The 24,168-nt window shown below is 47.2% G+C and carries 28 protein-coding genes; 6 read left to right on the plus strand and 22 right to left on the minus strand.

From position 1 onward, the window contains the following. Positions 1-162: 162 nt before the first annotated feature. Entirely contained in the window at positions 163-1,374 is a 1,212-nt protein-coding gene (locus IOQ59_RS10090; protein WP_193953166.1) for a cation:proton antiporter, read from the minus strand. A gap of 245 nt (positions 1,375-1,619) precedes the next feature. Then, complete coding sequence (locus IOQ59_RS10095) at positions 1,620-2,114, minus strand: MarR family winged helix-turn-helix transcriptional regulator (RefSeq protein WP_193953167.1); 495 nt, start codon at positions 2,112-2,114, stop codon at positions 1,620-1,622. A gap of 218 nt (positions 2,115-2,332) precedes the next feature. Here IOQ59_RS10095 and ectA point away from each other — a divergent pair, with 218 nt between their 5' ends. From ectA to IOQ59_RS10110, 3 genes are all read left to right on the plus strand, one after another. After that, positions 2,333-2,827, plus strand: a complete 495-nt coding sequence (ectA, locus tag IOQ59_RS10100) for a diaminobutyrate acetyltransferase (RefSeq protein ID WP_193953168.1) — start codon at positions 2,333-2,335, stop codon at positions 2,825-2,827. A gap of 71 nt (positions 2,828-2,898) precedes the next feature. After that, on the plus strand, positions 2,899-4,206 hold the full coding sequence (gene ectB, locus IOQ59_RS10105) for a diaminobutyrate--2-oxoglutarate transaminase (protein WP_193953169.1): 1,308 nt from the start codon (positions 2,899-2,901) through the stop codon (positions 4,204-4,206). A 166-nt stretch (positions 4,207-4,372) separates the two neighbouring features. Then, positions 4,373-4,771 carry an ectoine synthase gene (locus IOQ59_RS10110; protein WP_193953170.1) on the plus strand — a complete coding sequence of 133 codons (399 nt, stop codon included), beginning with the start codon at positions 4,373-4,375 and terminating at the stop codon, positions 4,769-4,771. A 59-nt stretch (positions 4,772-4,830) separates the two neighbouring features. Here IOQ59_RS10110 and IOQ59_RS10115 read toward each other — a convergent pair whose 3' ends face one another. Then, positions 4,831-5,445: a LysE family translocator gene (locus tag IOQ59_RS10115; protein ID WP_193953171.1), complete on the minus strand. Its 615-nt coding sequence runs from the start codon at positions 5,443-5,445 to the stop codon at positions 4,831-4,833. Positions 5,446-5,683: 238 nt separating this feature from the next. On the opposite strand from IOQ59_RS10115, the gene IOQ59_RS10120 reads away from it, so the two are divergent. Continuing rightward, positions 5,684-6,184: a peroxiredoxin gene (locus IOQ59_RS10120; RefSeq protein ID WP_228050829.1), complete on the plus strand. Its 501-nt coding sequence runs from the start codon at positions 5,684-5,686 to the stop codon at positions 6,182-6,184. Between the two features lie 159 nt (positions 6,185-6,343). Further along, positions 6,344-6,517, plus strand: coding sequence for a hypothetical protein (locus tag IOQ59_RS10125; protein WP_193953172.1), 174 nt, complete (start codon positions 6,344-6,346; stop codon positions 6,515-6,517). A gap of 88 nt (positions 6,518-6,605) precedes the next feature. On the opposite strand, the gene IOQ59_RS10130 is transcribed toward IOQ59_RS10125, so the two are convergent. The 19 genes from IOQ59_RS10130 to IOQ59_RS10220 form a co-directional block, all read right to left on the minus strand. Beyond that, complete coding sequence (locus IOQ59_RS10130) at positions 6,606-7,295, minus strand: MOSC domain-containing protein (RefSeq protein WP_193953173.1); 690 nt, start codon at positions 7,293-7,295, stop codon at positions 6,606-6,608. 52 nt (positions 7,296-7,347) lie between these two features. Next, complete coding sequence (locus tag IOQ59_RS10135; protein ID WP_193953174.1) at positions 7,348-7,689, minus strand: 5-carboxymethyl-2-hydroxymuconate Delta-isomerase; 342 nt, start codon at positions 7,687-7,689, stop codon at positions 7,348-7,350. Between the two features lie 66 nt (positions 7,690-7,755). Then, positions 7,756-8,970 carry a winged helix-turn-helix domain-containing protein gene (locus IOQ59_RS10140; RefSeq protein WP_193953175.1) on the minus strand — a complete coding sequence of 405 codons (1,215 nt, stop codon included), beginning with the start codon at positions 8,968-8,970 and terminating at the stop codon, positions 7,756-7,758. Between the two features lie 87 nt (positions 8,971-9,057). Continuing rightward, positions 9,058-9,630: a hypothetical protein gene (locus IOQ59_RS10145; RefSeq protein WP_193953176.1), complete on the minus strand. Its 573-nt coding sequence runs from the start codon at positions 9,628-9,630 to the stop codon at positions 9,058-9,060. A gap of 105 nt (positions 9,631-9,735) precedes the next feature. Next, a complete protein-coding gene (locus IOQ59_RS10150) occupies positions 9,736-10,491 on the minus strand; it encodes an ion transporter (RefSeq protein WP_193953177.1) in 756 nt (251 codons plus the stop codon). A gap of 39 nt (positions 10,492-10,530) precedes the next feature. After that, entirely contained in the window at positions 10,531-11,139 is a 609-nt protein-coding gene (locus IOQ59_RS10155; protein ID WP_193953178.1) for a BRCT domain-containing protein, read from the minus strand. Positions 11,140-11,695: 556 nt separating this feature from the next. Beyond that, the gene (locus IOQ59_RS10160) at positions 11,696-12,178 is read right to left on the minus strand and encodes a hypothetical protein (protein WP_193953179.1); all 483 of its coding nucleotides are present in this window, start codon (positions 12,176-12,178) and stop codon (positions 11,696-11,698) included. A 112-nt stretch (positions 12,179-12,290) separates the two neighbouring features. After that, complete coding sequence (locus IOQ59_RS10165; RefSeq protein WP_193953180.1) at positions 12,291-12,551, minus strand: hypothetical protein; 261 nt, start codon at positions 12,549-12,551, stop codon at positions 12,291-12,293. A 98-nt stretch (positions 12,552-12,649) separates the two neighbouring features. Next, entirely contained in the window at positions 12,650-13,594 is a 945-nt protein-coding gene (locus tag IOQ59_RS10170; protein WP_193953181.1) for a hypothetical protein, read from the minus strand. A 109-nt stretch (positions 13,595-13,703) separates the two neighbouring features. Next, positions 13,704-13,982, minus strand: a complete 279-nt coding sequence (locus IOQ59_RS10175) for a hypothetical protein (protein ID WP_193953182.1) — start codon at positions 13,980-13,982, stop codon at positions 13,704-13,706. 109 nt (positions 13,983-14,091) lie between these two features. Continuing rightward, positions 14,092-14,319: a hypothetical protein gene (locus IOQ59_RS10180; RefSeq protein WP_193953183.1), complete on the minus strand. Its 228-nt coding sequence runs from the start codon at positions 14,317-14,319 to the stop codon at positions 14,092-14,094. 135 nt (positions 14,320-14,454) lie between these two features. Next, a complete protein-coding gene (locus tag IOQ59_RS10185; RefSeq protein WP_193953184.1) occupies positions 14,455-15,504 on the minus strand; it encodes a hypothetical protein in 1,050 nt (349 codons plus the stop codon). A 104-nt stretch (positions 15,505-15,608) separates the two neighbouring features. Beyond that, positions 15,609-16,406, minus strand: coding sequence for an AbiJ-NTD4 domain-containing protein (locus IOQ59_RS10190; protein ID WP_193953185.1), 798 nt, complete (start codon positions 16,404-16,406; stop codon positions 15,609-15,611). Between the two features lie 516 nt (positions 16,407-16,922). After that, entirely contained in the window at positions 16,923-17,306 is a 384-nt protein-coding gene (locus IOQ59_RS10195; RefSeq protein ID WP_193953186.1) for a DUF2750 domain-containing protein, read from the minus strand. Between the two features lie 116 nt (positions 17,307-17,422). Then, positions 17,423-17,704 carry an excalibur calcium-binding domain-containing protein gene (locus IOQ59_RS10200; protein WP_228050830.1) on the minus strand — a complete coding sequence of 94 codons (282 nt, stop codon included), beginning with the start codon at positions 17,702-17,704 and terminating at the stop codon, positions 17,423-17,425. 519 nt (positions 17,705-18,223) lie between these two features. Beyond that, positions 18,224-18,604, minus strand: coding sequence for a RidA family protein (locus IOQ59_RS10205; protein ID WP_193953188.1), 381 nt, complete (start codon positions 18,602-18,604; stop codon positions 18,224-18,226). Positions 18,605-18,718: 114 nt separating this feature from the next. Then, positions 18,719-20,293 carry a BCCT family transporter gene (locus IOQ59_RS10210; protein WP_193953189.1) on the minus strand — a complete coding sequence of 525 codons (1,575 nt, stop codon included), beginning with the start codon at positions 20,291-20,293 and terminating at the stop codon, positions 18,719-18,721. Positions 20,294-20,425: 132 nt separating this feature from the next. Further along, positions 20,426-21,427 carry a dipeptidase gene (locus IOQ59_RS10215; RefSeq protein ID WP_228050831.1) on the minus strand — a complete coding sequence of 334 codons (1,002 nt, stop codon included), beginning with the start codon at positions 21,425-21,427 and terminating at the stop codon, positions 20,426-20,428. Between the two features lie 13 nt (positions 21,428-21,440). Next, a complete protein-coding gene (locus IOQ59_RS10220) occupies positions 21,441-22,883 on the minus strand; it encodes an aldehyde dehydrogenase family protein (protein ID WP_193953190.1) in 1,443 nt (480 codons plus the stop codon). Between the two features lie 140 nt (positions 22,884-23,023). On the opposite strand from IOQ59_RS10220, the gene IOQ59_RS10225 reads away from it, so the two are divergent. Beyond that, positions 23,024-23,923, plus strand: a complete 900-nt coding sequence (locus tag IOQ59_RS10225) for a LysR family transcriptional regulator (protein WP_193953191.1) — start codon at positions 23,024-23,026, stop codon at positions 23,921-23,923. The last annotated feature ends 245 nt before the right edge of the window (positions 23,924-24,168 follow it).

Here is a 24,168-nt window from a genome sequence, read left to right on the forward strand (position 1 = left end):
CTGAAACAGCAAACTGAATATGTACCTCAAATGACCTAATCAATCACTTGAGGCACATATGGAGAGATGGTATCTACTAAATCCATATCCGCCACCAGCCAACGTAGGTTGGGACGAGCGCAGCGATTCCCAACACAACGCCCACTCCCACGCTCACACAGATCACTTAATGGTTTTCATCACCAATCGATCCATAAACGGCGCTTGTACAAACAATGTAAAAGTCACCACGGCATACACAATCGACTGCACGGTGTACCAACCTTCAATTTCCACGGGGATCGATAACGCCAACGCCAGCGAAACGGCACCGCGCAACCCACCCCACATCAGCACCTGTTTGTAATGTTTATCGGAAGGCTCCACTCTCGGTAGCAAACAAAAAACCGGAAACAGGCCATACACCACCGCAAACCGCACCACGGTCGCCGCACCGATGCCCACCAGCATCGCAAGCCATTGGCTGCTAAACATAGAAACCGTCACCGTCACGCCTACCAATATGAACAGAATGGCATTGGCGATATACGCGTTAAGCTCCCAAAATTCACCGGCAAACAGGTGATCACCTTGTGGTTTCTTACGGCAGAACTCACCCAATACCAAACCGGCACTCAATACGGCCACCACACCCGATACAGCCAACCAATGCTCAGCCACATAAAACGATACAATCGCCGCGATAATGCCCAGCAACGTATGTCTGAAATGGCCACTGCACCAGCCGTACAGGTAGCGAGCCACATACGCGATGACGATTCCAACCAGCACGCCGCCAACTAAGCTTTGCGTAAATATCAGGGTTGCATCAGTCATCGTCAGATCTACTTCAGGATTGAGCGATACCGATACCAGAATGCTGTAAACCACGATCACGGTGACATCGTTAAACAGACTCTCCCCTTCCAGCAGCGCATTGAGCCGATCAGGGGCGCCCAGCTTCTTGAAAATAGCGACAACCGCCACAGGATCGGTTGCAGACAAAATAACACCCGCCAACAGCGCCGTGAGCAATGGAAAATGTTCGGCACTACCGATCCCCCAGAAAATAAGCACTCCGGTTAACAGTGCCGCGCACAGCATCGCAGGCACCGCCAAGAACAGTACTGCGGGTAAGTTGCTGATAAGTGCTTTGAAATTGGCGTTAAATGCCGACTCGAAGATGATAATCGGCACTAACAAATGCAGGATAATATCGACAAATTCGTACCAGCGAAGGCCGGTATCAAAACCCATCATCACAATCAGTTCTGAGCCAGCAAATCCAACGATGACAAGGAAGCTGGAGAACGGGAGTTTGAGCCGTTCAGCCAATGGCTCGATCAGCATCGCGAACAGCAACAGGATGGCGAATAAAGCAACAGTACTGAGCATGGGCTGCCTTGCGAGAAGCACTTGCAGCTACAGGTATGACTAAGGACGAGTAACCACCTCAACCCTAAACATGAAACCTTTAGCCACTCTAAACATTGGGGTTTCCGATGCAGGTATTACCACCGGTAAGTCCAGTATAGCTAACGGCCCTTTTGGGCAGAGGAAAAGCAATAAAACGGCGATCAGGAAGGACAGATCGCCGGAAGGAATTCACCCATACCGGAACACGTTGTCCGGCACAGTAATTAGTTCTTTAAATGCTCATCCTGCGCACGGTCGAGCTGACCGATATCCAGTACCGGTGCAGCGTCCAGATGTTGTGCGTTCAGCATGAACGCAACGCGCTCCAAGCTAGCAACCACCATGGATTGCTCCCACGTCTGCATATCTTCAAAGTGGCGCACAAAGATATCCTGCTGTGTGGTTGGTGCGCCTTTCATCAACTCTAGTCCTGAGTCGGTGAGACTCACCCACACCTTGCGTTTATCTTCTGTACCACGCTCTCGGGCAATCAGTGATTTCTTCTCAAGGCGATCCAGAATGCTGGTCACGGTAGCCTGTGTTAGCGCCATCTCTTTCGCCAACTCACCTGTCGTCAGTCGCAAAGATTCTCGCAATGTTTGCATAACCATCAATTGCGGTAGCGTCAGCCCGGTACTGCGGCTGATCTCTTTGTCCTGCATATCCGTGGATCGAATGATCTGTCGCAGCAGGACCAGTGTTCTTTGGCTGTTTTCCATGGATTTTCCAGCTCAGATTTTGTGGTGGCTCATTTTACGTACTTTTTTTTTCTTTAGCTATCCAGCCCCTATGCCCTCTACGTTTGTTCGTGTTTCAAACTATTCAATCGACCGTTTATACGGGATTTCCAGCGATTTCAGCTTGTATAACGCCGATCAGTATGTTCTATAATATATAGCATTACTAAATATTAGCGGTTCAAATTATTAGGAACTCAATGAATATCTCCGGCGTAACCTTACGCAAACCCACTGATATCGATGGTCTTTCAGTACATCAGCTTATTACCCAAACCCCTGAATTAGATAGCAATTCCTGCTACTGCAACTTACTGCAGTGCAGCCACTTTGCTGAAACCTCCATTCTTGCCGAACGGGAAGGAGAAGTTCTGGGTTTTATCAGTGGTTATTTGAAACCGTCACATCCCAAAACACTGTTCATCTGGCAGGTTGCAGTAGGCGGAAATGCCCGCGGAATGGGACTTGGCAGCCAGATGTTGCAACAACTTTTGGGACGCAAGGAACTCGCAGCGGTTACCCACTTAGAAACAACGATCACCGAAGACAATGCCGCTTCATGGGCGTTGTTCACACGATTAGCAAAACACTTTAATGCCTCTCTGGAACGCTCACCGATGTTTGATCGGGTGACGCACTTCAATGATGAGCACGATTCAGAGCTACTTGTCCGCATCGGTTCTTTATCGCGCTGATCTCACCATCGCCACCGCCGATACTTCGCCTTTCTAAACAAGCCACACAATAGATTATTGAGAATACTGATATGAAAATTTTCGACGAGATTGAATCAGAAGTTCAGTCCTATGCCCGCGCGTTTCCCCGCATCTTCAACAAAGCGCAGGGCGAGTTCCTGTACGACGAGGATGGCAATCAGTACCTCGATTTTCTGGCGGGTGCCGGCACGCTGAATTACGGCCACAACAACCCGATCTTCAAAGAAAAACTGCTGGACTACATCCACAGTGACGGCATCACTCACGGTCTGGATCTACACACCAAAGCTAAAGGCGAATTCATGGAAGCCTTTAACGAAAAGATTCTGAAGCCTAGAGATCTCAATTATGTGATGCAGTTCACCGGCCCTACCGGAACCAACGCGGTAGAAGCAGCCCTGAAACTGGCGCGCAACATCACCGGCCGTGAAAACGTTATCAGCTTCACCAACGGATTCCACGGCGTCAGCATGGGTTCACTTGCAGCAACAGGTAACTCTCACCACCGTGGTGCGGCGGGCGTCAGCCTGAGCGGCGTAAGCCGTATGCCGTATGACGGCTATTTGGGTGAAGACATCGATACCACCGTGTATCTGGACAAAGTCCTGTGCGACTCCAGCAGCGGTATCGATAAACCGGCAGCCGTGATTGTAGAAACCGTGCAGGGTGAAGGCGGCATCAACGCAGCTGATTTCGGTTGGTTGAAGAAACTGGACGAAGTGTGCAAAAAACACGAAGTCCTGCTGATTGTTGATGATATTCAGGCAGGTTGTGGTCGCACCGGCACATACTTCAGCTTTGAACAGGCAGGCATCAAGCCAGACATCGTGACACTGTCTAAGTCACTGGGCGGCTATGGTCTGCCATTTGCGGTTGTACTGTTCAAGCCGGAGCTGGACCAGTGGAAACCGGGTGAGCACAACGGCACCTTCCGTGGTAACAACTTCGCATTTGTCACTGCTAAAGCGGCGATCGATCACTACTGGTCGGATAATCGTTTCTCCAACGAGATCATGAGCAAAGGCCGCTATGTGTCTGAGCGCCTTGAAGATATCGTCGAGAAATACGGTAACGGCAACTTCACCACCCGTGGACGCGGTATGTTCCAGGGCATCAACTGCGTAAACGGCGAACTGGCCGGTAAGATCACCAAAAAAGCCTTCCAGAACGGTCTGATTATCGAAACCAGTGGCGCAGATGATCACGTGGTTAAGCTACTCTGCCCTCTGATTATCGATATCGACAATCTTGCGAAAGGCATCGATATTCTGGAAGACGCGATTCGCGACGTCTGCGCGGGAGAAAGCTCAATTCCGGTACAGAAGAAGTACTTCCCGCCTGTTGATCTCGCAAGCTAATCATATCGCAACCAAAAACGTAGGCATGTGAGGCACAATCGAATCTGCCGCCTAACACATGATCGCGTGACACCTGCCTGGCCCTTGGAGTATGCCGCTACGCAAGGGTAGGTGATCACGCGCCAGCGCTACGTAGAACCACATGAGCATAAGGTAAGGAATAAGAATGATTGTACGTGATCTAAACTCAGCAGAGCAAAGCCAACGTCGAGTTGTATCCCCTGACGGCAACTGGGAAAGCACCCGGATGCTGCTCAAAGAAGACAACATGGGTTTCTCTTTCCATATCACCACCATTTATAAAGGCGCAGACTTCCAGATGCATTATCAGAACCATCTGGAATCCGTTTACTGCGTATCAGGTGAAGGTGAAGTTGAAACGCTGGCGGATGGTAAGAAGTACCCGATTAAGCCGGGTACGCTCTATATTTTGGATAAGCACGACAAGCATATTCTTCGCGCCTTTGAAGAGATGCAGATGGCCTGCGTATTTAACCCGCCTCTGAATGGCAAAGAAGTTCACAACGCCGAAGGCGCGTATGAACTGGAAGCCGAAACGGTTTAATACTGACCGGGCCGCTCTTTCAGAATGAAGAGCCGCCCGCTTTTCCACTTAGATGAAGATCACCTATCCATCGCCGCAAGCTTAACGCCCATCGCAACAAATAACCCAGAGAACACACGCTGAATACGTTGCACAATACGCGGCGACTGCGAAACATAGCTACGTACCCGATGCGCCAATACGCCGTAGCCTGCAAATACAATCAGCGTCATCAGCATAAATATCCCACTTAGAAACAACATGTAAGGCATCGGTGATGCTGCATCCGCAGGGACAAATTGCGGCAGGAAGGCGAGAAAAAAGATCGACAGTTTGGGATTCAGAATATTGACGAGGACCGCACGTAACGCAATACGCCCATAGCCAGACTCCACCTTGCCGCTTTCAAGTTGAATCGAACCTGATTCTTTCCACATACCCCACGCCAGATAAGCCAAATACAGCACGCCCAGAAACTTAAAGATCTGGAACGCCAGTGCGCTTGTGTGCAGTATTGCCGCTAGTCCAAGAATACTAGCGATCAGATGCGGCACAATGCCAGCGGTACAGCCCAGAGCCGCAAACAGACTCGCTCGCCACCCCTGCGTTAACCCGGTCGACAACGTATACAAAACACCTGTCCCTGGAATCAACACGATGACAAAGGTGGTAATTAAAAACTCAGTGAGCAGCATCCTCTCTCCTTACATCAAGACCCAGTCTTTATCCTGCACTGATCATATCATTGAACGTAAAGTTGCGATCACTATGTCACCACACCAATGCTGGCAATGATCTTACCATCAACCCACCAGAATGAATGAAACCCACTACGGACAAACAGCATCGAGTCGACACCTATCCTGCCACTCAACACCACTTAGCCTTAGTATCTGTCCGTGGTTATGACACAGATTCGAGACTAGACTGTGAATGACTCATTCAACCATGGAAAAAACGATGATAGCGCAAGGCCAAACACTCCCTGCAAGCAGCTTGAGCCAACTGACCGACGAGGGCATGGCTAATCACCAAGTCACTGAATTATTTGCCGATAAGAAAGTGGTTCTGTTTGCCGTCCCCGGTGCTTTTACCCCAACCTGCTCTAACGCCCATCTGCCGGGATACGTGGTACTGGCAGATCAGCTCAAAGCGAAAGGTGTCGATATTATCGCCTGCGTATCCGTCAACGATGCATTTGTGATGAAAGCATGGGGTGACGCACAAAACGCCGACGAGATCATGATGCTGGGTGATGGCGATGCCAGCTTCACAAAATCACTCGGATTAGAGATGGATACGGCGGGTTTTGGCGGCGTACGCTCACAACGCTATGCGATGGTGATCGATAACGGCGTCGTAACACAGCTCAACGTCGAAGCCCCAAAAGCATTCGAAGTTAGCAAAGCCGAAGCGATATTAGCGAGCCTATAACTGCGCGCTGAGAAATAAAGAACGGTAGGTCTCCCGGCCTACTGTGCATCGCCTAGGAATCGATACTTAGCAATACGCAGAAACCAGTCGGTTATAATAAAATCTTAGATATAATCGTATTCGACATCAGGCCGATGTCGCAGAACCTAAGGGGTAATAATGAAAATACTTGGAGCAATTGTAGCCGTTTGCCTGGCCATTTATCTGTTTTATCAAGCACATGGTATGGAAGGCATAGGCTTGGCGCGCTTTGGCTATATATTGGGTGCCGTTATTTTGATCGTAGTGACTGTCATTATTTTCGTACCAGAAAAACATGACGAGCAGGAATAGCGACAATACGTGAATATAGGGCACTTTTATTAAACACTGTGTGGACGACGGGTTTAATAAAAGAAGTCGAGCATTGGCTGAACTGAGTTCAGGGGCCTGCACGCCCCAACAATCGAAAGTTCCAGTTCTCAACCTCGTTCGTCTTAAGGCGCGCTTCAACCTTACTCATCCAACTATCAGACAACCGGCTTTGATCTTTTAGCTTCAACAACCCTTCCTCATTGAGAGGATCGCCAAAGAACAGATCACATACCTCGCGTACCGTCATCCTATTAGGTACGCGTTCGATCAGCGCCAGAGGTTCATCAGCACTCACCCAACCGGGTTGAACAACCCGATACAGCCAACCGCAGCGACTGATCGTCTGCATATCCACAGAGAAACCTTCGATCCCCCAGCGCTCGTTCAGCTTAAAGCATGGAGAACGCGGCTGGCTCACCTCAATCACCGCCTCACCCCACTGATAGCGATCACCCAAACACACGGAGGCTTCTGTCATACCTTCAGTGCAGAGGTTCTCACCCATGCCTGGTGCCTGCCAATCGATCTCAGCACCGTATTTTTGTCGCCAGTATGTATAGTGCTCAAACGGATACTGATGCAGTGCACGCTCCAGGCCGCCATGATGCCGTTTGTCTGCACACTGATCCCCTTCCAGCCCTTCAGGTGAAAGATAGATGCGTGTGGACACCGGAGACTTGTCGATCGCCGTTTCAAACCCGTAACGCTGGGTCGGTACTCCACGATAGAGTCCTTTGAGGTGGAATTGCTTAGTCATTCAATCTCGATTGTTCTGGCTGCTATGGGTGTGAGTGAAGTCATTCATAGGATTAGTTAACGCACTTAGCATAACTGCTGCGATCCATATCAAGGACCTCAACCGTCAACGAAATATTGGCCAACGCCAGCACACGCATCTTGTCTAAGATGGACTGCGCCAACACCTGCTTTTGCTCACTGCTACGCCCCGAAAGGATCTTTGCAGACACGTGCACAAATGGCTTCTTCTCGTTTCCAACTTGGTAGTGTGTGTATGCGACCAACCGAGTTTTAATATCCGGACCGTCAAAAAGCCCCGAACCCAATGCCCCATCGTGAACGGCCTCCATTAGCATGGCGGGCGTTAACACATCTTCCAACTCAACTGAGTACTCGACTATACAATGAGGCAACGTAATCTCCTTGAATCATCATGCGCAACACGAAAGGGATCGACTCCCCCCGCCGCTATCTGAGTGTCACTCTAGCGACTTTAGTGCACGGTGCAAACGCTGAGTTAACTGTTTGGGATGGACTGTCGCCAAAGACACGGAATCACATGCCTGAAAATGACTGAAGTGTGTGATGGCCTCTACAAACGCCGCAATCACCCTATCTTCATCAAAACTGTGTTGTTCAAAATGCAGCAGCTTGATTTCCAACTGACCGGTTTTTCGATGCGCCTTAGAATCCATTCGCCCGATAAATTCACCCTTGTAGAGCAGCGGTAGGGAGAAGTAGCCGTACTGACGTTTAGCGGCTGGCACATAGCATTCTAATTGGTAATCGTATTGGAACACCGCCTTCAGTCTGTCACGCTGGATGACGCTGTTATCGAATGGCGAGAGAATCAACATACGGTCATTCAAGCGGGGAAGACGGCGCTCAAGAGCACCTGTTTCCAATACAAAGAATTCACCACTGGGCACTTGTACTTGCTCTAACAACCCTTGCGCTAATCGCTCATTCACCAAAGTCTTCATCGTCTTGCGCAGTTCAGTATTTCGACGCAGATAGGTCAGTCCTTTGAGCGAAGCAAATCCATGACAACGTAACTGCTGATCCAACAAGTGCGCCGCATATTCGTCCATACTGGGCATCGTCGAATTGACGTGAGATGGCAGTACCCGCTCGGTGAGGTCGTATGTTTTCTGGAAACCCTCACGATCACAAACCATCAGATCGCCTTCCATATACAGTTGTTCGATTGCCTTCTTCGCGGGTTTCCAATCCCACCACCCTGCACGCTTTGTCGTATTGGTTTCTAAATCGCGGGATCGTAGCGGGCCGTCAGAACGTATGCGTGCCAGTAACTCACCCATCAGCTTCTTATCAGGGTTCTTATACCAATGGGTTTGACCGGATTTAATGGCGTGCTTGTAGGGCAAAGAGAAGCGAAAATCATCGATGGGGAGAAACGCCGCCGCGTGCGACCAATACTCAAACACCTCTCCATCGAGCAGCATTTGATTTGTCATCGCAGGCTTGAACTTGGGTACACGAGAGTGCAGAACATGATGATGCGCCCGCTCCACCACCGATATGGTGTCGATCTGTACGTATCCCAGGTGGTTAATCGCCTTACGTGCCCCCACCAAGCCTGCCCCATAGGGCTGAGCTTGCAGCAACCCTTGTGTTGCTAGAGCAAGTCGGCGTAGGCGTTTGAGATCGTGTGGATGTTTAATTTCAATCATGGTGATTTATCTGACACCATCCGCAATGGAAGATCAAATGCATCCTTAACTGTTCAGCTAGTCATGGCAATGACCGCCAAGAATTGGCTACATACAACGTGCACGAACCCACGTTTTTTTATTTTTTGAAACACGTACAATTTTGTTTGTTTTAATCAACGTATTCAACGCCCTAGTGAAATCAGATTTTGGCTGTTTAAGCTTTTTTCGCACTATTTCTGTCGTTTGCTCTTTCTCGAAGTGATCATAAATCCTTTGTTCAAGACTCGGAGCTACTACTTCCTTTGCTTCTATGACAGATTTAGGTTTGGACTGTATTTTAGGTTCCAAAGCAACTGTGTACTTTATCTTGTGAAGATTGCACTGAAATGAGAAAGCTGTAACCAATGCGTTATCTTGCGAATACAAAATAAATTCACAAACCTCTCGTTGTTGCTCAGTAAGAGAGGCGACAATCCCTACCAAATTACCGATTATATAGAAATCAGCTTGATTTGATCCACTTGGATAAGTTGAAATAGAAAGGAATAGCTTTCTTGCACACGCTTCCTTTACAGCGTCATTTTTTGAGAACACAAGCACTTTATCGGAAATAGATGCACTTATAGCTTCCACCTCTTTAAGCCCTATATTTTCTGCATCAACGAATATGAATTTCAAATATCATTCCTTGTATTTTTTCATTTAATGCTTAGCAATGCAGTACAACTTACTACGTCCCTATTTGTTTGATGTAGAGAGATCAAAGTACCGCCATATAGCGCTTCAAGAACCGTCTTGGCTTACCTCTTCGGTGTTGATTGATTTTCTAGCCTCTCCTTGCTCTAGGCGTATGGATGATAATGCAGAGGCCACTATTCCGGTAGGCACTGCAACCAGACCCAAACCAACCATTAATATAGCGAAAGTAAATAATCTACCACCGGTTGTAATTGGATATATATCTCCGTAGCCCACCGTTGTTAGTGTCGCCACTGCCCACCACAAACAATCAAAAATGGAACGAAAGACCTCAGGCTGTACATGATGTTCAAAGTGATAGATACCTACCGCTGCCAAGTAGAGCATAACAAAGCTGCCCAACGTAAAAATCACCAGTTCTTCTTTTGCAATATATAGAGCTCGACTAAACCTATAAATCGCACTGTTATACCTTGTTAGTTTCAGTAATCGGGCCACTCTCAACAACCTAACCAAACGCAAAGTACGCATATCTACGGCAAAAGCTAGATAGAAAGGAAGAATAGCTAAGAGATCGACAAGGCCATAAAAACTAAAAACAAACTTTATTCGACTTCTTGCGAAGAAAAAACGATACAAATACTCTAATGTAAATATTACGACAACTACAACTTCAGAATAACCAAGAAATAAGCGAGTATCATCACTTAAGTCAGGAAGCGTTTCTATAGAAAAGCAAACCATTGAATACAAAATCAATCCGGTGATGACCCAAGAAAAAATAGGTTTATCCAAAACATTTCTTTTCTGAGTATTACTTAACTTACTTTTCACATCCATGAGCAGCCATATACCTCCCTATTAAAATTGCATGCGTAATTAGAGTTTTCCAGCATTAGCCCAATGCTCTTCCGTAACAATGACGATAGGTAAGCCATCATCACGGTACTCCATTGCCTTCTCGATTTTCCGACCGTAGCTCTCATGTGCCCAACTGTCGGTTACGTATGTACCTAAGACAAGGTAATCGAGTTTCTTGGTTACGCTTTTCGCAATGAGCCCCCCTAATGACTCCGTCGCCTCATTACATTGCTTTCTAGTTCCAAAGGTACACGTACCAGTGAACAAGAATGATCTTTCCTTGAAACTAATAGGAGGTAATGGTTGATTGATGGGGAGAGTTGTAGTTTTTGCCAACTCTCCAATGTCCGATGCCTCCCCGGAAACCTGCTGAAGTATACGGAGTAATTCAGCAGATTCTTCCAAATCAAGAACTCGATCTTCAAGCATTGAGGAGACTTTTTCTAGCAAATTGACGATAAGAGGGTTTTCACTCGCCTGACGATTCTGAATAAGCCAGCCATACAGGAATTCCGCTTCAGCTTGGTTTATCTTTCCATCAGCAATCAATCCCTTACTAAGCCCAATCAAAGTATCAATTTGTCGATCCTGAATATTTTTCCGATTAAATCTAGTAAACATATCCATAGTAACTTCCCTATTATATTAACTAACGCAACGCTAATCGGCGCGTGATCGCTTCCTTACTTGAGTGCCTTATTACACGTATACGGTTATGCTCTTTGATAGCTTTCTGTGTTAGTTGGTCTTGGAAAATCCACATAAACTCTACGATGTATATTGGCAGGATGGCCAAAATAAAAAGAACCGTATTCTCGGATAGCAAGTTACTCAGAGTCCCAGACACAAACCAAACCAAATACAAGCAACAAGTCATAAAGAACATCAATGATTTTGCATTGGCTTTAGATATTTCATAATTCAGATCTGCTATTGAATTTCTAGATCTTTTTATCCTCCATTTTTGCTTTGCGACATACTTCCTAGCAAAAGGCCTAAGTGCTGACGGAAGCTTCTTTACTATTAGCGGGACAACTACTCCAAAAAGCAATCCGGTAAACCACCAAGACGGATCACTCAGATTATCTAATATTGTTTCCATACTTCTCTTTATATGTAACGCCGTGGTTTGGGGCGAGCCACGTAGTGGCAAGTCCGAGCCGTAGGCGACAACACCACCTTGTTATACGGCATCCTGTAGGATTATTTGCAGCGGTCGTAAGTGGTCATAGATTTCATCCAAGTTGAATTCTTCACCGTAGAAGATATAAGTATCGCCGTCTAACGCCCGCAAGCAGTTGTGTTTAGGGAAATCCTTAGCCCCTGTAATAAGGTTATTGTCAAAGTAGGCTTGCCCTTTATAGTTTTTGACATAGTTGTCCATTCTTTCGTCAAAGTGTTCAAGGTGATTTCGTAATCTCCGAATAGAACTGATATCTATGCTTGTCTTTGATTGAGTTTCCTTTAGGATCTCACTCCTAAACCTATTCTTATTTGGAAATAGGATCTTGTCTATATTCGTCACATGAACGACAAAGTGATGAAGATGATAAAACACAGACTTCACATCTTTGCCTTCCAAAGCTCTCTTGTAGCTTTCATATGCCATTAATGCATATTCCGCTTGAGCCTCTGCTTCTTGGACGTACAAACTTTCCCTTTTCACGGAACTTTCCTTATGCCTTGTAACGCCCCAATAAGGGGCTTTTAATTGTTGGCTAAAATGTGTAGCGGAGCGAAACCTAGCCAACAGTTAAAAGTCCCGCTTGATTGGCTTGTTATGTTTCGATTTCAACAAATTGTTCAAAACATTCAGTACATAGCCAATTATCATTTTCAGAATTATGATAGCCAATAGAATGTTCAGGCTGTTCACTTTTATAAAGTTTCCACCAGCATATTTGGCAGTGGTCATGATCCCAGTTTTCAGAATCAGAGTACCATTGGGTTTTCGACCATTTTTTTGTTTTAGCCCATGCAATGGGTTCTTCTACATCTTCTTTTTTCCATTCATCTCCATGAATAGTAACCATTTCCATAACAGTATCTCTAAAGAAACATAACGCCTCAATAACCGGCACAGCTTTTCTGTGTCCGGCGACTGAAAGGAGCGTAGTTGATTGACTTGTTATGTGTTTTACTCTGATTCAATTTCTTTCTTAAACTGTGACCTATTAAAAACTGAAATATTAAAACCTCTAAAAATTGAGGATTCATCCTTTACCTTATTCGCCCAAACATCACCAATCACCAATAATGTATCGCCACCCGAAATGTTCTTTGTAAAGCTCTCCTTGGCAAGTTGTAACTTAGGTATATAAACAAGCTTTTCACCATCAGTGGTTACAGTTTGGCTATAATTTCGGAAGCTCCATGGGAAATACTTTGCTTCTTTGTAGAGGCTTGCTTCACCCTTTAGGGTGATGTTTACTGCGATTGGGTGTGATACTCGCCCTTTAAGAAGGCGGTTGAATAGTATTTTGTATCTCGTTTCATCATAATAAAAATCATTCCAAGAAACGAAGCTATCTTTGTATTGTATTTTTATAGCATTTTTTAACACTTCAACATCAGAGGATTCCTGGATGAGCGCTCTTAGCTTAGCGATGCCAGCTGCAGAGCGAAAATATGAAGCTAATTGCTTTTCAGAACGAATATAATTTCTTCGCGATGATAAATGCTCACTTGCCTCGAACTCTTTACCAGATTTCGAAAGATCCTGCGCCACCTTCTGGGCATCTACCAAAATATTCATCCTAAATAGATAACTACCATCATCCTGCAGCTCAAATATAGGGTTGGTATCTTCTACTGAGTTTGACTCTGCAACTAAAAGATCGACAGCTCCTTTTACAGAGTAACCACATTCATTACTATGCTCTGCGTCTTGCCATAGCTTTAAATATGCCGCAACAGGTGTATTCGAAGCCCCTCTCGTGTAAGCAGATACATATTGAACGTCAGTCCCACAGTATCTGCAGTTGAGGTTTCCATTGTCAGATTTTTTTAATTTTGAGATATGGTAAATAGCGTCTCCGGAATCATTCTTTTTAGAAAATTCCATTTTAATACCTTTACTCAACTTATAACTCCCTGCTTACTTTGACACATAACGCCGCCGTAACGGGCTGGCGCTGCGCAGCAGCGACAGTCCAAGACCAGCGCAGCTGGGCTGAACGTTGACGGCCTTGTTAGGTTGTTTCATTGATCAAGCCTACCCCAACAAACCATGAGCCGATAATAAGTATTTGAATAAGAATCCAAAACCCCATGAAAGCCATGTGGCTTCGATTAGTTTCTGAAAAGTTGTTCAGTGCTTTTGAATAGAGAAAATCAACAAGTATCGATGTTGCGATGATAGCCAGGATCCAGGCCACAACAGGCAAAGAACTTAGCAGGATCGCTATGAAGATATAAAGGGGACTAGATGCTAATCCTGCTCCCCACTTGCTTCTTGCAATTGATCTCATCCTTGCACCAATCAACCTAACGCCCGGCTTTGGGGCTGACTTGTAGCTGCGAAGCAGCGAAAAGACAGTCCCAGCCACAAAGTGGCAACAACAGCCGTTTGTTATATTTTTAAGTGTTGTAAAAATCAAAAACGACGCAGCCATTAGCCTTCGATGCAATTACTTTCAAATCACTAGAACTTAATGCATTTGGATTTTTCAAGGTTATTTGTGCTTGCGTATCACTAGCCTTTGATGCGATAACCTTCAGATCTGACGGTGATATCGTTCTAGCATCAAGAACCATCCCTCCGCCTTTGCTAGCAATAACTTTCAAATCACTTATTGACACACTCATGGTAACTCTCCGTTAAAAAGTGTAGATACAGTTTTTTATTAATATAACGCCCGCATGTATTGCGGATAAGGCTTAGCTAAAATTAGCAAAGAATGGGCGCCAGCCAAGCCTTAGGCGTCCACTTTGATGCATTTATTACAAACCAGGCTTGGACACATTTTTCTCAAGCAAATCAGGTATGAAGCGTTCATTTATACCTGCGAAAAATGCAACTAGGAAGATGGCATTCACGTTATCTTTTGCCAACCCTAATGCAATATCAGCATTTGCACATACAGGAACCAATGCACCAAATACAACTCCTAAAAATATTCGTACCACACCCTGAAACCCCAAAAGCGCATTGGATGAATATGGCATTGGTTTTATTTCTTTGCTTCTTTGCAGAATCGAAATAGTTGCTCCGATAACGCCAGCAAAAGAACATAGTATTATTTTTTTCATTGACTCGCCCAAGCCTTCTGCATTGTAGTAAACCAGCAGTAATATCAAGCAAGCTATAAAAGAAACAAAAACAGAAATAGACAAATAATTTATTCTTGCAGAATCATTTACTTGTGTTTCAATAAAATCATTAGCTTTGGAAAATATATCTTCTTCATCACATTTTTTGTATGAAGAAAAAGCGTTCGCAATTAACCGGTTAGATTGATGTAATTTATCCCCAGAGAGTGAGTGCTTTGCTTGTTGGGATAAATATGATGCCTCTATAAAAGCTTTATCTAAAAGCTCATCACTTAAAGATGACTCTATTGATAAAAGATTTCCATCTTTCTCGAACAAATAGAAACCTTCACCTGCGAAAAGGACATCCCTTGATTCAAAGTCTGAAACAAACTGCATCGCCTCTTCAAAGCAGTTTAATATTGATGTTTCATCATGCTTTCTAGAGCGAAATGCTGAAAGTAGGGATATAGCCATTTTCGACTTAATATCACTCTTATGAATTTGGCCAAGATAACTTGGGATTTTACTATTCAATTTTTCATATTGTTCTAATGCCGAGTAAGCCCAATCTGGAATGTCTCTATGCTCCCAGCTAAGAGCTCCGTCTTCACAATAAAAAATGATGAAATCTTCTTCACGGCCGACTATATGAGAAATTACTGACCCATCAAGAGATTTACCTCCCTCAGAGTAATTCCATTTGCTCACCTGACCATTTTTGACTTCGACAGAGGTCAAGGGTTCTCTCCTAAGGTTTATAACGCCCGGCTTTGGGGCTGACTTGTTGCTGCGAAGCAGCGAAAAGGCAGTCCCAGCCACGTAGTGGCGACAACAGCCGCTTGTTATGCACTTTTTCGTACAAGGTAGTTGCCGACTGAAGCACATAATCCAACTATAAGTTCGGCTTCTGCTTCTGTTGGCTCACGGCCTTCACGTATATGGCGACCATTTTCTGAAGCGTAACCCCATGCCTTCACAACAGCGTCATCTAGTGGAGGGGGGATCAGGTTATCAACGCGCTTCATGATATGTCCAAGATTCGATTTGGGGTCGCCAACAATTTCTCTCGCAACACATTCAAGAGATGCCATTGCGTGCTGGATAGCGCCCGTGTTGTCTGGGGAAGGCCGACGGGATAGGTCTCTAATTGCTTCATGTAACTCTTTACTTGCCGTTAAATGCCCAGACTCTTCCTCTATCTTTTGAGAGGATTTAACAATTTTCTCAAAGGAATCAGGCCCTCGAAACTCAAACAATCCCTCAACTACTTTCCAGCCAATACCGTTTTCCACCAAATACTCGTTTATTTCTATTTCGACAGCGTCAATATCATAGTCATATGTGTTGAAAGACATCACTTCCAGCAATCGTTCATAAAGATCATATACCTTATACCACTTGCAATTATCGATTAATTCTCTAACTTCATTATCGATATTGGGGTACATACTCCAGTTATTTGGATCAGGTCTTACTCTAAGAACACGACATGTCAAGTCTCTTAATTTATTAGGATCAAACCCATTATCATATGCAAGCTGAACTAAGAAACCGCGAAAACCTTCTGGAGCATCTTCTCGAATAGAAATTTCTGCTTCTGCCACCTCCTGATATCCGAACCGATTCGAAAATGACTTCATTCAATATTTACCTCATTAACTCGGATGCATAACGCCTTTAGCAACGGAAAATTACGGAGCCGAAGGCGGAGTAATTTGTCCGATTGCCTAAACTTGTTATGAGTTTACTCATAGTTGATTTGAATTCCATATGCATTGACTGCACGAGACCTTACCTTTTGTTCGCCTGAACCACTACATGAAATGGTAATTTCGATATCAGAGATCCATGAGTATGTAAGATCATCACAATATCCGGCAAATATCACATAGCCTTTATCTGGGGTGTTCACAGGCCTCCAAGAAAAAACCAGATGTTGTCCATATGGGGCATGAGACCCTTCGCTCATTGACTGTATCTCTGTAATGAGATGGCGACCATCAGGTGATCTTTTGCTTGACGATATATCGTAATCCACTCCATCAAAGAAATAGATCAATGCTCGTAAACTGATATAGCCGATTATCAGCAGAGAAAGAAATCCAATGACTATTTTACTTTTCAATACTCGATGCCTGATGACTAATAACAGCTAATTACTCGTATTTTGCCATTTCATTTAATAGCTCTTCTTTTAAATCGTGTGGTTCAATACACCAAAATGTCCATTCTTTGTTTGGAAACACGGCCACTTTAGCTTGGTCTTGTTCGAGTAGTGGCAACCAGTGATCAAGTAATTCCCCGAGACCTATTTCTGTTGCACTGTGGCCAGGAAAATTTTCATCTGCGATTTTCTGTGCGTATTCAGGATGCGGCCACAATGGAAAGTATTCAAACTCTTCTGGAGCTGCAGGAACGAGCCAGCCCTCATCACTTTTGACACCCCACAGCTGTTCCCAGTCTGCGACCTTACTTACGAAGTGGCCGTATCTATCGAAGCTATCAAGCGCCAAGACTGCGTCGAACTGTTTTTCGTTCATCCTATATGGCACTTAACTCTCCCTGAAACATAACGCTCAGCGCACAGGCGAGGAGCGAAGCGACGAGTCCAGCCCGCTCGCGGGCGATTGTGGCGTGCCTTGTTATAGCTCATACGCTAAAAACGGGAGTCGTTTTCACAAGGCACACCATCACGATCACCGTCCATTTTGGTATTAGGGCAATGGTTAATGAAATACACTGCCTCTGCACGTGAGGTCATTTGACTGCAGTGCTGACGCCCATCGCATGAGAACTGTGGATCTGGGGTATAACGTACGGATTCCACCGCCTGCTCCCGTAATGGCTCAGCATAAACGGGGTTAGGGGTGTTTGTAGACTTTTGGTAGTACTGCCACCCAGCGGCAACAACTAAAGCTAGTAATAACAGCTTTCTCAACGTGAACATCCTTATTTAAATAGAGCTATAACAGCTAAATAGACGTCAATTTGACGTGTTTAAACGCGTCAGTTTGATATATATCCCCGAGGAAGGTTTGGGAAGAAAGGAAGGGTAATACGATGATATGCATACGTTTTCCTTAACGTCTCTTCGATTCCCATCCGGGGAAATGCATCAAATTGATACACTATCCTGACATAGCTCTGGCTCAGAGTTCAACGAAAAAAATCAGGTGTAATTTTTGGGCGAAGTGTTGCGCATCCCTACGACTGTTGAGACGTGCATTCAGGTGTGGTTTCTAGACTAGGTATTGGATCAACACCGCAGCTATTGCGGTAAAGGGCGTGATGGAAGGACTTAGCTGATTGCTGCTCGTCGCCCCGCCAGTTACGTCTACCCACTTTCAAATATCCCCACCTCCAAAACGCAAAAAACCGGCACTAGGCCGGCTCTTGGTTTCACGAGTAGGGACAATTCGTGAAACAACCATCTCAGAAAAAGGGACAATTCCTGAAATTAGCTCTGTGGCACCGCTGCGTAAGCAACGACTTCACACAACATCTCTTCACGTGCCAGACCGGCAACGATCATCGCTGCGCGGTTTGGATACGGTGCTTCGAAGTATTCTGCGTATACCTTGTTGAACACAGGCAACTGAGAACGATCAGTTACGTAGATCAGGACCTGTGTCACATCATCCATGGTCAGCTCAGCGGCTTCGATGGTGTGCTTGAAGTTGTCCATCGTCTGACGTGCCTGAGCTTCGATACCGCCCTCGACTACGTTACCTTCAGCATCGATAGGGATCTGTGCGGTAGACAAAGTGCCGTTAGCGATGATCGCCCATTCCAGTGGCGCTTTAGATGCAAAAAGTTCGGTCTTAACTGCTTTTTTCATAGGAGTGTTCAACGTTTATCTAACAATAAAAAGAAGGAATGAATCACCTATCGCAGCTACCTGCCCCGTCAGGGCGTTTGGCGCAGCTGCGATAGGTTGAGCGTCAGGCGCTGATTACAGGCCCTGCTCTTTTGCCATTTTGTTGGCGATCTGTGGTGCGGTCCAAAGTGATGGCAGCAGTACCAGAGATACCGGTACAGCGGTCACAACAATGAAGGACTGTAGCGCTGAGATACCACCGGAACCGATGGAGATAAGCAGTGCAGCCATCACACCCATCATGATGCCCCAGAACACACGCACACCAGACTGCGGGTGATCGGTACCGGTCATTACCATGGATACCGCGTAGGTCATGGAGTCACCGGTGGTCGCAACAAAGATCGTCGTCAGGATCAGGAACAGTACAGAGATCAGGAAGCCCATCGGCAGCTGTTCAGTGATCGCCAAGAGTGCAGCTGGCAGGTTAAAGCCAGTGAACGGCTCGGAGATAACACCCGGGTTAGCCAGTTCGAATGACAGACCCGCACCACCGACGATAGTGAACCAGAAGCAGGTGATGATCGGTGCAACAACAGAGATCAGCAGGACCATTTCACGGATCGTACGGCCACGGGAGATACGTGCTACGAACATCGCCATCAGCGGGCCGTAACCCAGGAACCAACCCCAGAAGAACACAGTCCACCAGTCCAACCAGCCCGTATTTGCACGGAAGGTAGCCATCGGGATGAACTCTTTAACGTAGATACCGAAAGAGTGCAGGTAACCGTCGATGATGAAGGCGGTTGGGCCAAACACCAGAATGAATGCCATCAGACCCACCGCCAGAATGACGTTGGCACGACTCAGAATCTGGATACCACGGTTAACACCGCTTACAGCAGACAGCGTGTAGATACCGATCAGACCGATAAGAATCGCTACCTGAGTGCCGTAGGTATTCGGGATACCAAACAGTTTTTCCAGACCAAAGCTCACCTGCAGACCCAGGAAACCGATCGGGCCGACCGTACCGGCCACAACCGCCAATACACAGCTGGAATCAACAATTGCACCCAGCGGGCCTTTCATGACGCGGTCACCAAATACTGGGTACAGCAGTGTACGCGGCTTCAGCGGCAGGCCTTTTTCATAGTGCAGGTACATGAAGACGATACCTGTCAGGCTGCCCAGAATCGCCCATGCCAGGAAACCCCAGTGCATGAAGCTCTGTGCCAGTGCGTTATACGCTGCCTGTGCAGTACCGGTTTCAGCACCCTCGCCCGCAAACAACGGCGGCGGAGACGTGAAGTGAGCCATCGGTTCAGCCGCCGCCCAGAACACACCACCACCTGCAAGTAAGGTACACATGATGATGGAGATCCACTGGAAGGTGGTGATCTCAGGTGTTTTGATACCACCCAGAACAACCGCACCGGTGCGGCCAACAGCCAGAAACAGGCCGATAATAAAGGTCAGCAGCAACAGAATCTGCCAGTATGCGCCGAACATCTTCGTCGAAGAGGCGAACGCAGTGTTTACCCAACCGGACACCAGTTCGATGTCGTACAGAGCAAACGCGGCGAACAGCGCGAGCACACCTCCACTGATCAGGAAGACGGGAAGATCCACCCCTGCCAGCAGTGATTTTTTGTCTGGCATCTGCAGCTCCTGATTAGAAGTCGGTGCCTGTGTCGTTGTATTCATATTAGTCTCCTGACGGGGCTCTTATATTTATGATTTCTCAGTCAGAGTGCTTCGGAACCCACACAGCTATCCGGTGCACCAGAGATGCTGTGTGGTTTTCCATTCGAATGTAGTGAGTAGTTCAGGGTTGGATTAGCGCTGTGGCCTCAGTGCTTCATCCAGATAGTTCACCCAGTTCAGGCCCATCACCTTAGCCACATCCTCATCACTGAAACCGCGTGCTTGCAGTCCCGCTGTGATGTTTGGAAAATCCCGGCTGTCACGGAACCATGACAGTGGGCTTGGCCAGTCCGCATTGGACTTGGAACCTTCACCGTAATCTTTCTCTTTCGACCAACGTCCGTTTCGCATCCATTCGAGGACAGACAGTGGCTGGTCCTGACACAGGTCAGTCCCGATGCCGATATGATCTATGCCCATCAGGTCAGCCGTGCTGGCCACCATGTCGCAGAAATCATCCAGCGTGCAATCTGATCCGTTCTTCAGGTGGAACGGATAAAGACTGAAGCCCAACAGGCCGCCAGACTCACCCAATGCCTTCAGCACCGTGTCAGACTTGTTACGTTTCGCCGCGTGGAAGCTGGTAGGATTCGCGTGGGAGATCACAATCGGACGTTCCGACAGCTCAATCGCATCCAGCGTGCTACGTTCGCCGCTGTGGCTCATGTCCACCACCATGCCAACGCGGTTCATCTCTTGAATCACCTGTTTACCGAAGCGGGTAACACCACTGTCTTCCGCTTCGTAACAACCGCAGGCCAGCAGGCTCTGGTTGTTGTAGGTGAGCTGCATGATCATCAGGTTCAGCTCGCGCATCACCTCAACCATGCCGATGTCATCTTCGATCGGCGAGCAGTTCTGCGCGCCGAACATGATGCCTACTTTGCCCAACTCTTTCGCCAGACGGATATCCGCCGTGCTCTTGATTGGCATGATCAGATCGCTGTTGTACTCGAAGTGACGGTTCCACTCCGCAATACGCAGCAAGGTCTCGCGAATCTGCTCGTGGTATACGATGGTGACATGCACCATCGTTACCCCACCTTCGCGCAGCTGTTCGAAGATCTGACGGTTCCAGTTGGAATACTGGAGACCGTCGACAACGATCAGGTCTTTATGCAGATTTTGGTTCATAGGCCTGCTCCGGTTACGCACGGATGTAGGTGGTTTTCACAACGGTGTAGAACTCTTTCGCGTACGTGCCCTGTTCGCGTGGACCGAAGCTGGAATCTTTACGACCGCCAAACGGTACGTGGTAATCAGTACCCGCTGTTGGCAGGTTCACCATTGCACAACCGGTTTTCGCACGACGTTTAAAGTCAGTTGCGTACTTCAGGGATTCTGTGCAGATACCGCCAGTCAGACCGAAGTTGGTGTCGTTCAGAGTCGCCAGTGCTTCTTCGTAGTCTTTAACCTTGATGATGCACGCGATTGGCGCGAACGCTTCTTCACGGTTGATCGTCATATCGTTGGTGGTTTCTGTGAACAGAGCTGGCTGCATGTAGTAGCCTTCTTTCTCTTCGTTCAGCACTTCACCGCCGCAGATCAGGTTGCCGCCTTCTTTCTTAGCCAGCTCCAGATATTCCAGGTTCTGTTCCATCTGACGCGCGTCAGCAACAGCACCGATGTGAACGCCTTCTTTCAGCGGATGACCGACAACCAGTTTCTGCATGCGAGCAACCATCGCTTCAACGAAACGATCATGGATGCCTTCAGTCACGATCAAACGGGAAGATGCAGTACATTTCTGACCGGTACCACCGAATGCACCACCGACAGCGCACTCAACTGCGTTGTCCAGATCCGCATCATCCAGAACGATCAGCGCGTTCTTGCTGCCCATTTCCAGCTGACACTTAACCAGATTCACTGCAGTAGCGGCTGCCACTTTACGACCTGTTTCAAGAGAACCGGTGAATGTCAGTGCGTTGATGTCGCGGGAGTTGATCATCACATCGCCCACCTGAGAGCCAGGGCCCATGACCAGGTTGAACGTGCCAGCAGGCAGACCCTGACGGGAGATGATCTCAGTCAGTGCCCATGCAGATGCAGGGACCTGGTTTGCTGGTTTCCAAACAATCGCGTTACCGAATGCCAGTGCTGGAGCAATTTTCCAAGCGCCGGTTGCAGTCGGGAAGTTCCACGGAGTGATGATGCCAACAACACCAACAGGCTCACGGCGTGTTTCGATTTCAACACCCGGACGTACAGAGTCGGCTGTTTCACCCATCTGACGCAGGACTTCAGCCGCGTAGTAGTGGAAGAACTGACCGGAGCGGTAAGTTTCACCCACGCCTTCAGCCAGTGTTTTACCTTCTTCACGTGCCAGGATTTCACCCAGCTCGTCTTTACGGGCGATCAGCTCGTCACCGATTGCCATCAGCACAGAGTAGCGCTGTTCCAGACCACTCTTCTGCCATTCTTCCTGACCCTGGATGGCAGCAGCAATTGCTGCTTCAGTCTGCGCTTTATCAGCCTGCGCGTAGTGACCAATGACGTCGCTGGTGTCGGCCGGGCTGATGTTTGCCACGGTACCGGAACCTTCTACCCACTCACCTGCGATGTAATTACGAAAAACTGATTCAGACATGTTTACCTCCACAAAGTTGATGGATTCATCTTATGGCGCATGTTTTAATAATAAAAATTAATAAATAATATTTGGCGATAAGGTTTATTTATCACCAGACGTAACAACATGAAATTACGCATATTCAGGAGAGAGTCGCCATGTTGCCTGAACTGAAAATCGCCCAGCTGAGACACTTCGTATGGGTTGCTGAGTTAAAGGGATTTCATGCCGCCGCCGAAAAAGCGCATCGCACCCAGCCTGCTATTTCGTTATCGATTAAGGATCTGGAGAACAAACTGGGGGAATCCCTGTTTGAGAAGCGCAATGCAAAAGCGGCCAATGCGGAGCTGACGCCCTTCGGTAAACACTTTATGCCGCAGGCGAAAGAACTGATCGCCCATCATGATCGCATTGCGCAAGATATGACGTTGATGGCCAATCATAAAACCGGTCACCTGCGTCTGGCGTCAGTACCCTCGATTGCAAGCCGTATGTTGCCGGAGATTCTTTCCAAATTTATCGAGAACGCCCCTGACCTGCATATCAGCTTCTATGACGATAATGCAGGTGCCGTACTCAATATGGTGGAAAACCAGCAGGTGGATTTTGGTATCGCCAGCTTGTGGCACGCGCATGAGCACAGCGACAAAACCTTTACACCGATATGGGAAGATCAGATCGGCGTGGTATGCCGTGTTGATCATCCGTTGGCCCGTCGCAAAACATTGCATTGGGAAACGCTGCGCGAACACCGCCTGATCAGTAACGGTACGTCTCGCCTGTTGCAAGATACCGAAGCGGAACCTTTGCTGGGCGATTCACAGTTCTATATCTCCAACATGATCTCGCTCGTCGCGATGCTGGAAGCGGGTATGGGTATCACCACCCTGCCGTGGTTTGCCTTTCCTGAAGAAAGCACCAAGCTGAAGTTCATCCCGTTGACCTCTCCTAGCGTGATCCGCCAGATCGGTATCGTGCAGATGAGCAACAAGTCGCTCACACCTGCAGCGGATTCGTTGGTGAAGTTTATTTTGGAGCATGCCCAGCAGTCGGAGTAAGTCGATTGATTTGGCCGATAGGTGTTGGGAATCGCGTTGCTCGTCCCAACCTACACAGTCCCAATCTCCGGAGCTCCCGTAGGTTGGGACGAGCGCAGCGATTCCCAACACACACAGTCGACCACCTCACCACATCGTAGGTTGGGACGAGCACAGCGATTCCCAACAACACACCTACACCCTAACCACACCGCCCCAACGCCCCTTAAACCCTTAAATCTCGACACCGCCAATCACCCTTCCAA

The sequence above is a fragment of the Pontibacterium sinense genome, assembly GCF_015209595.1.
Classification (GTDB): Bacteria; Pseudomonadota; Gammaproteobacteria; order Pseudomonadales; family Balneatricaceae; genus Pontibacterium; species Pontibacterium sinense.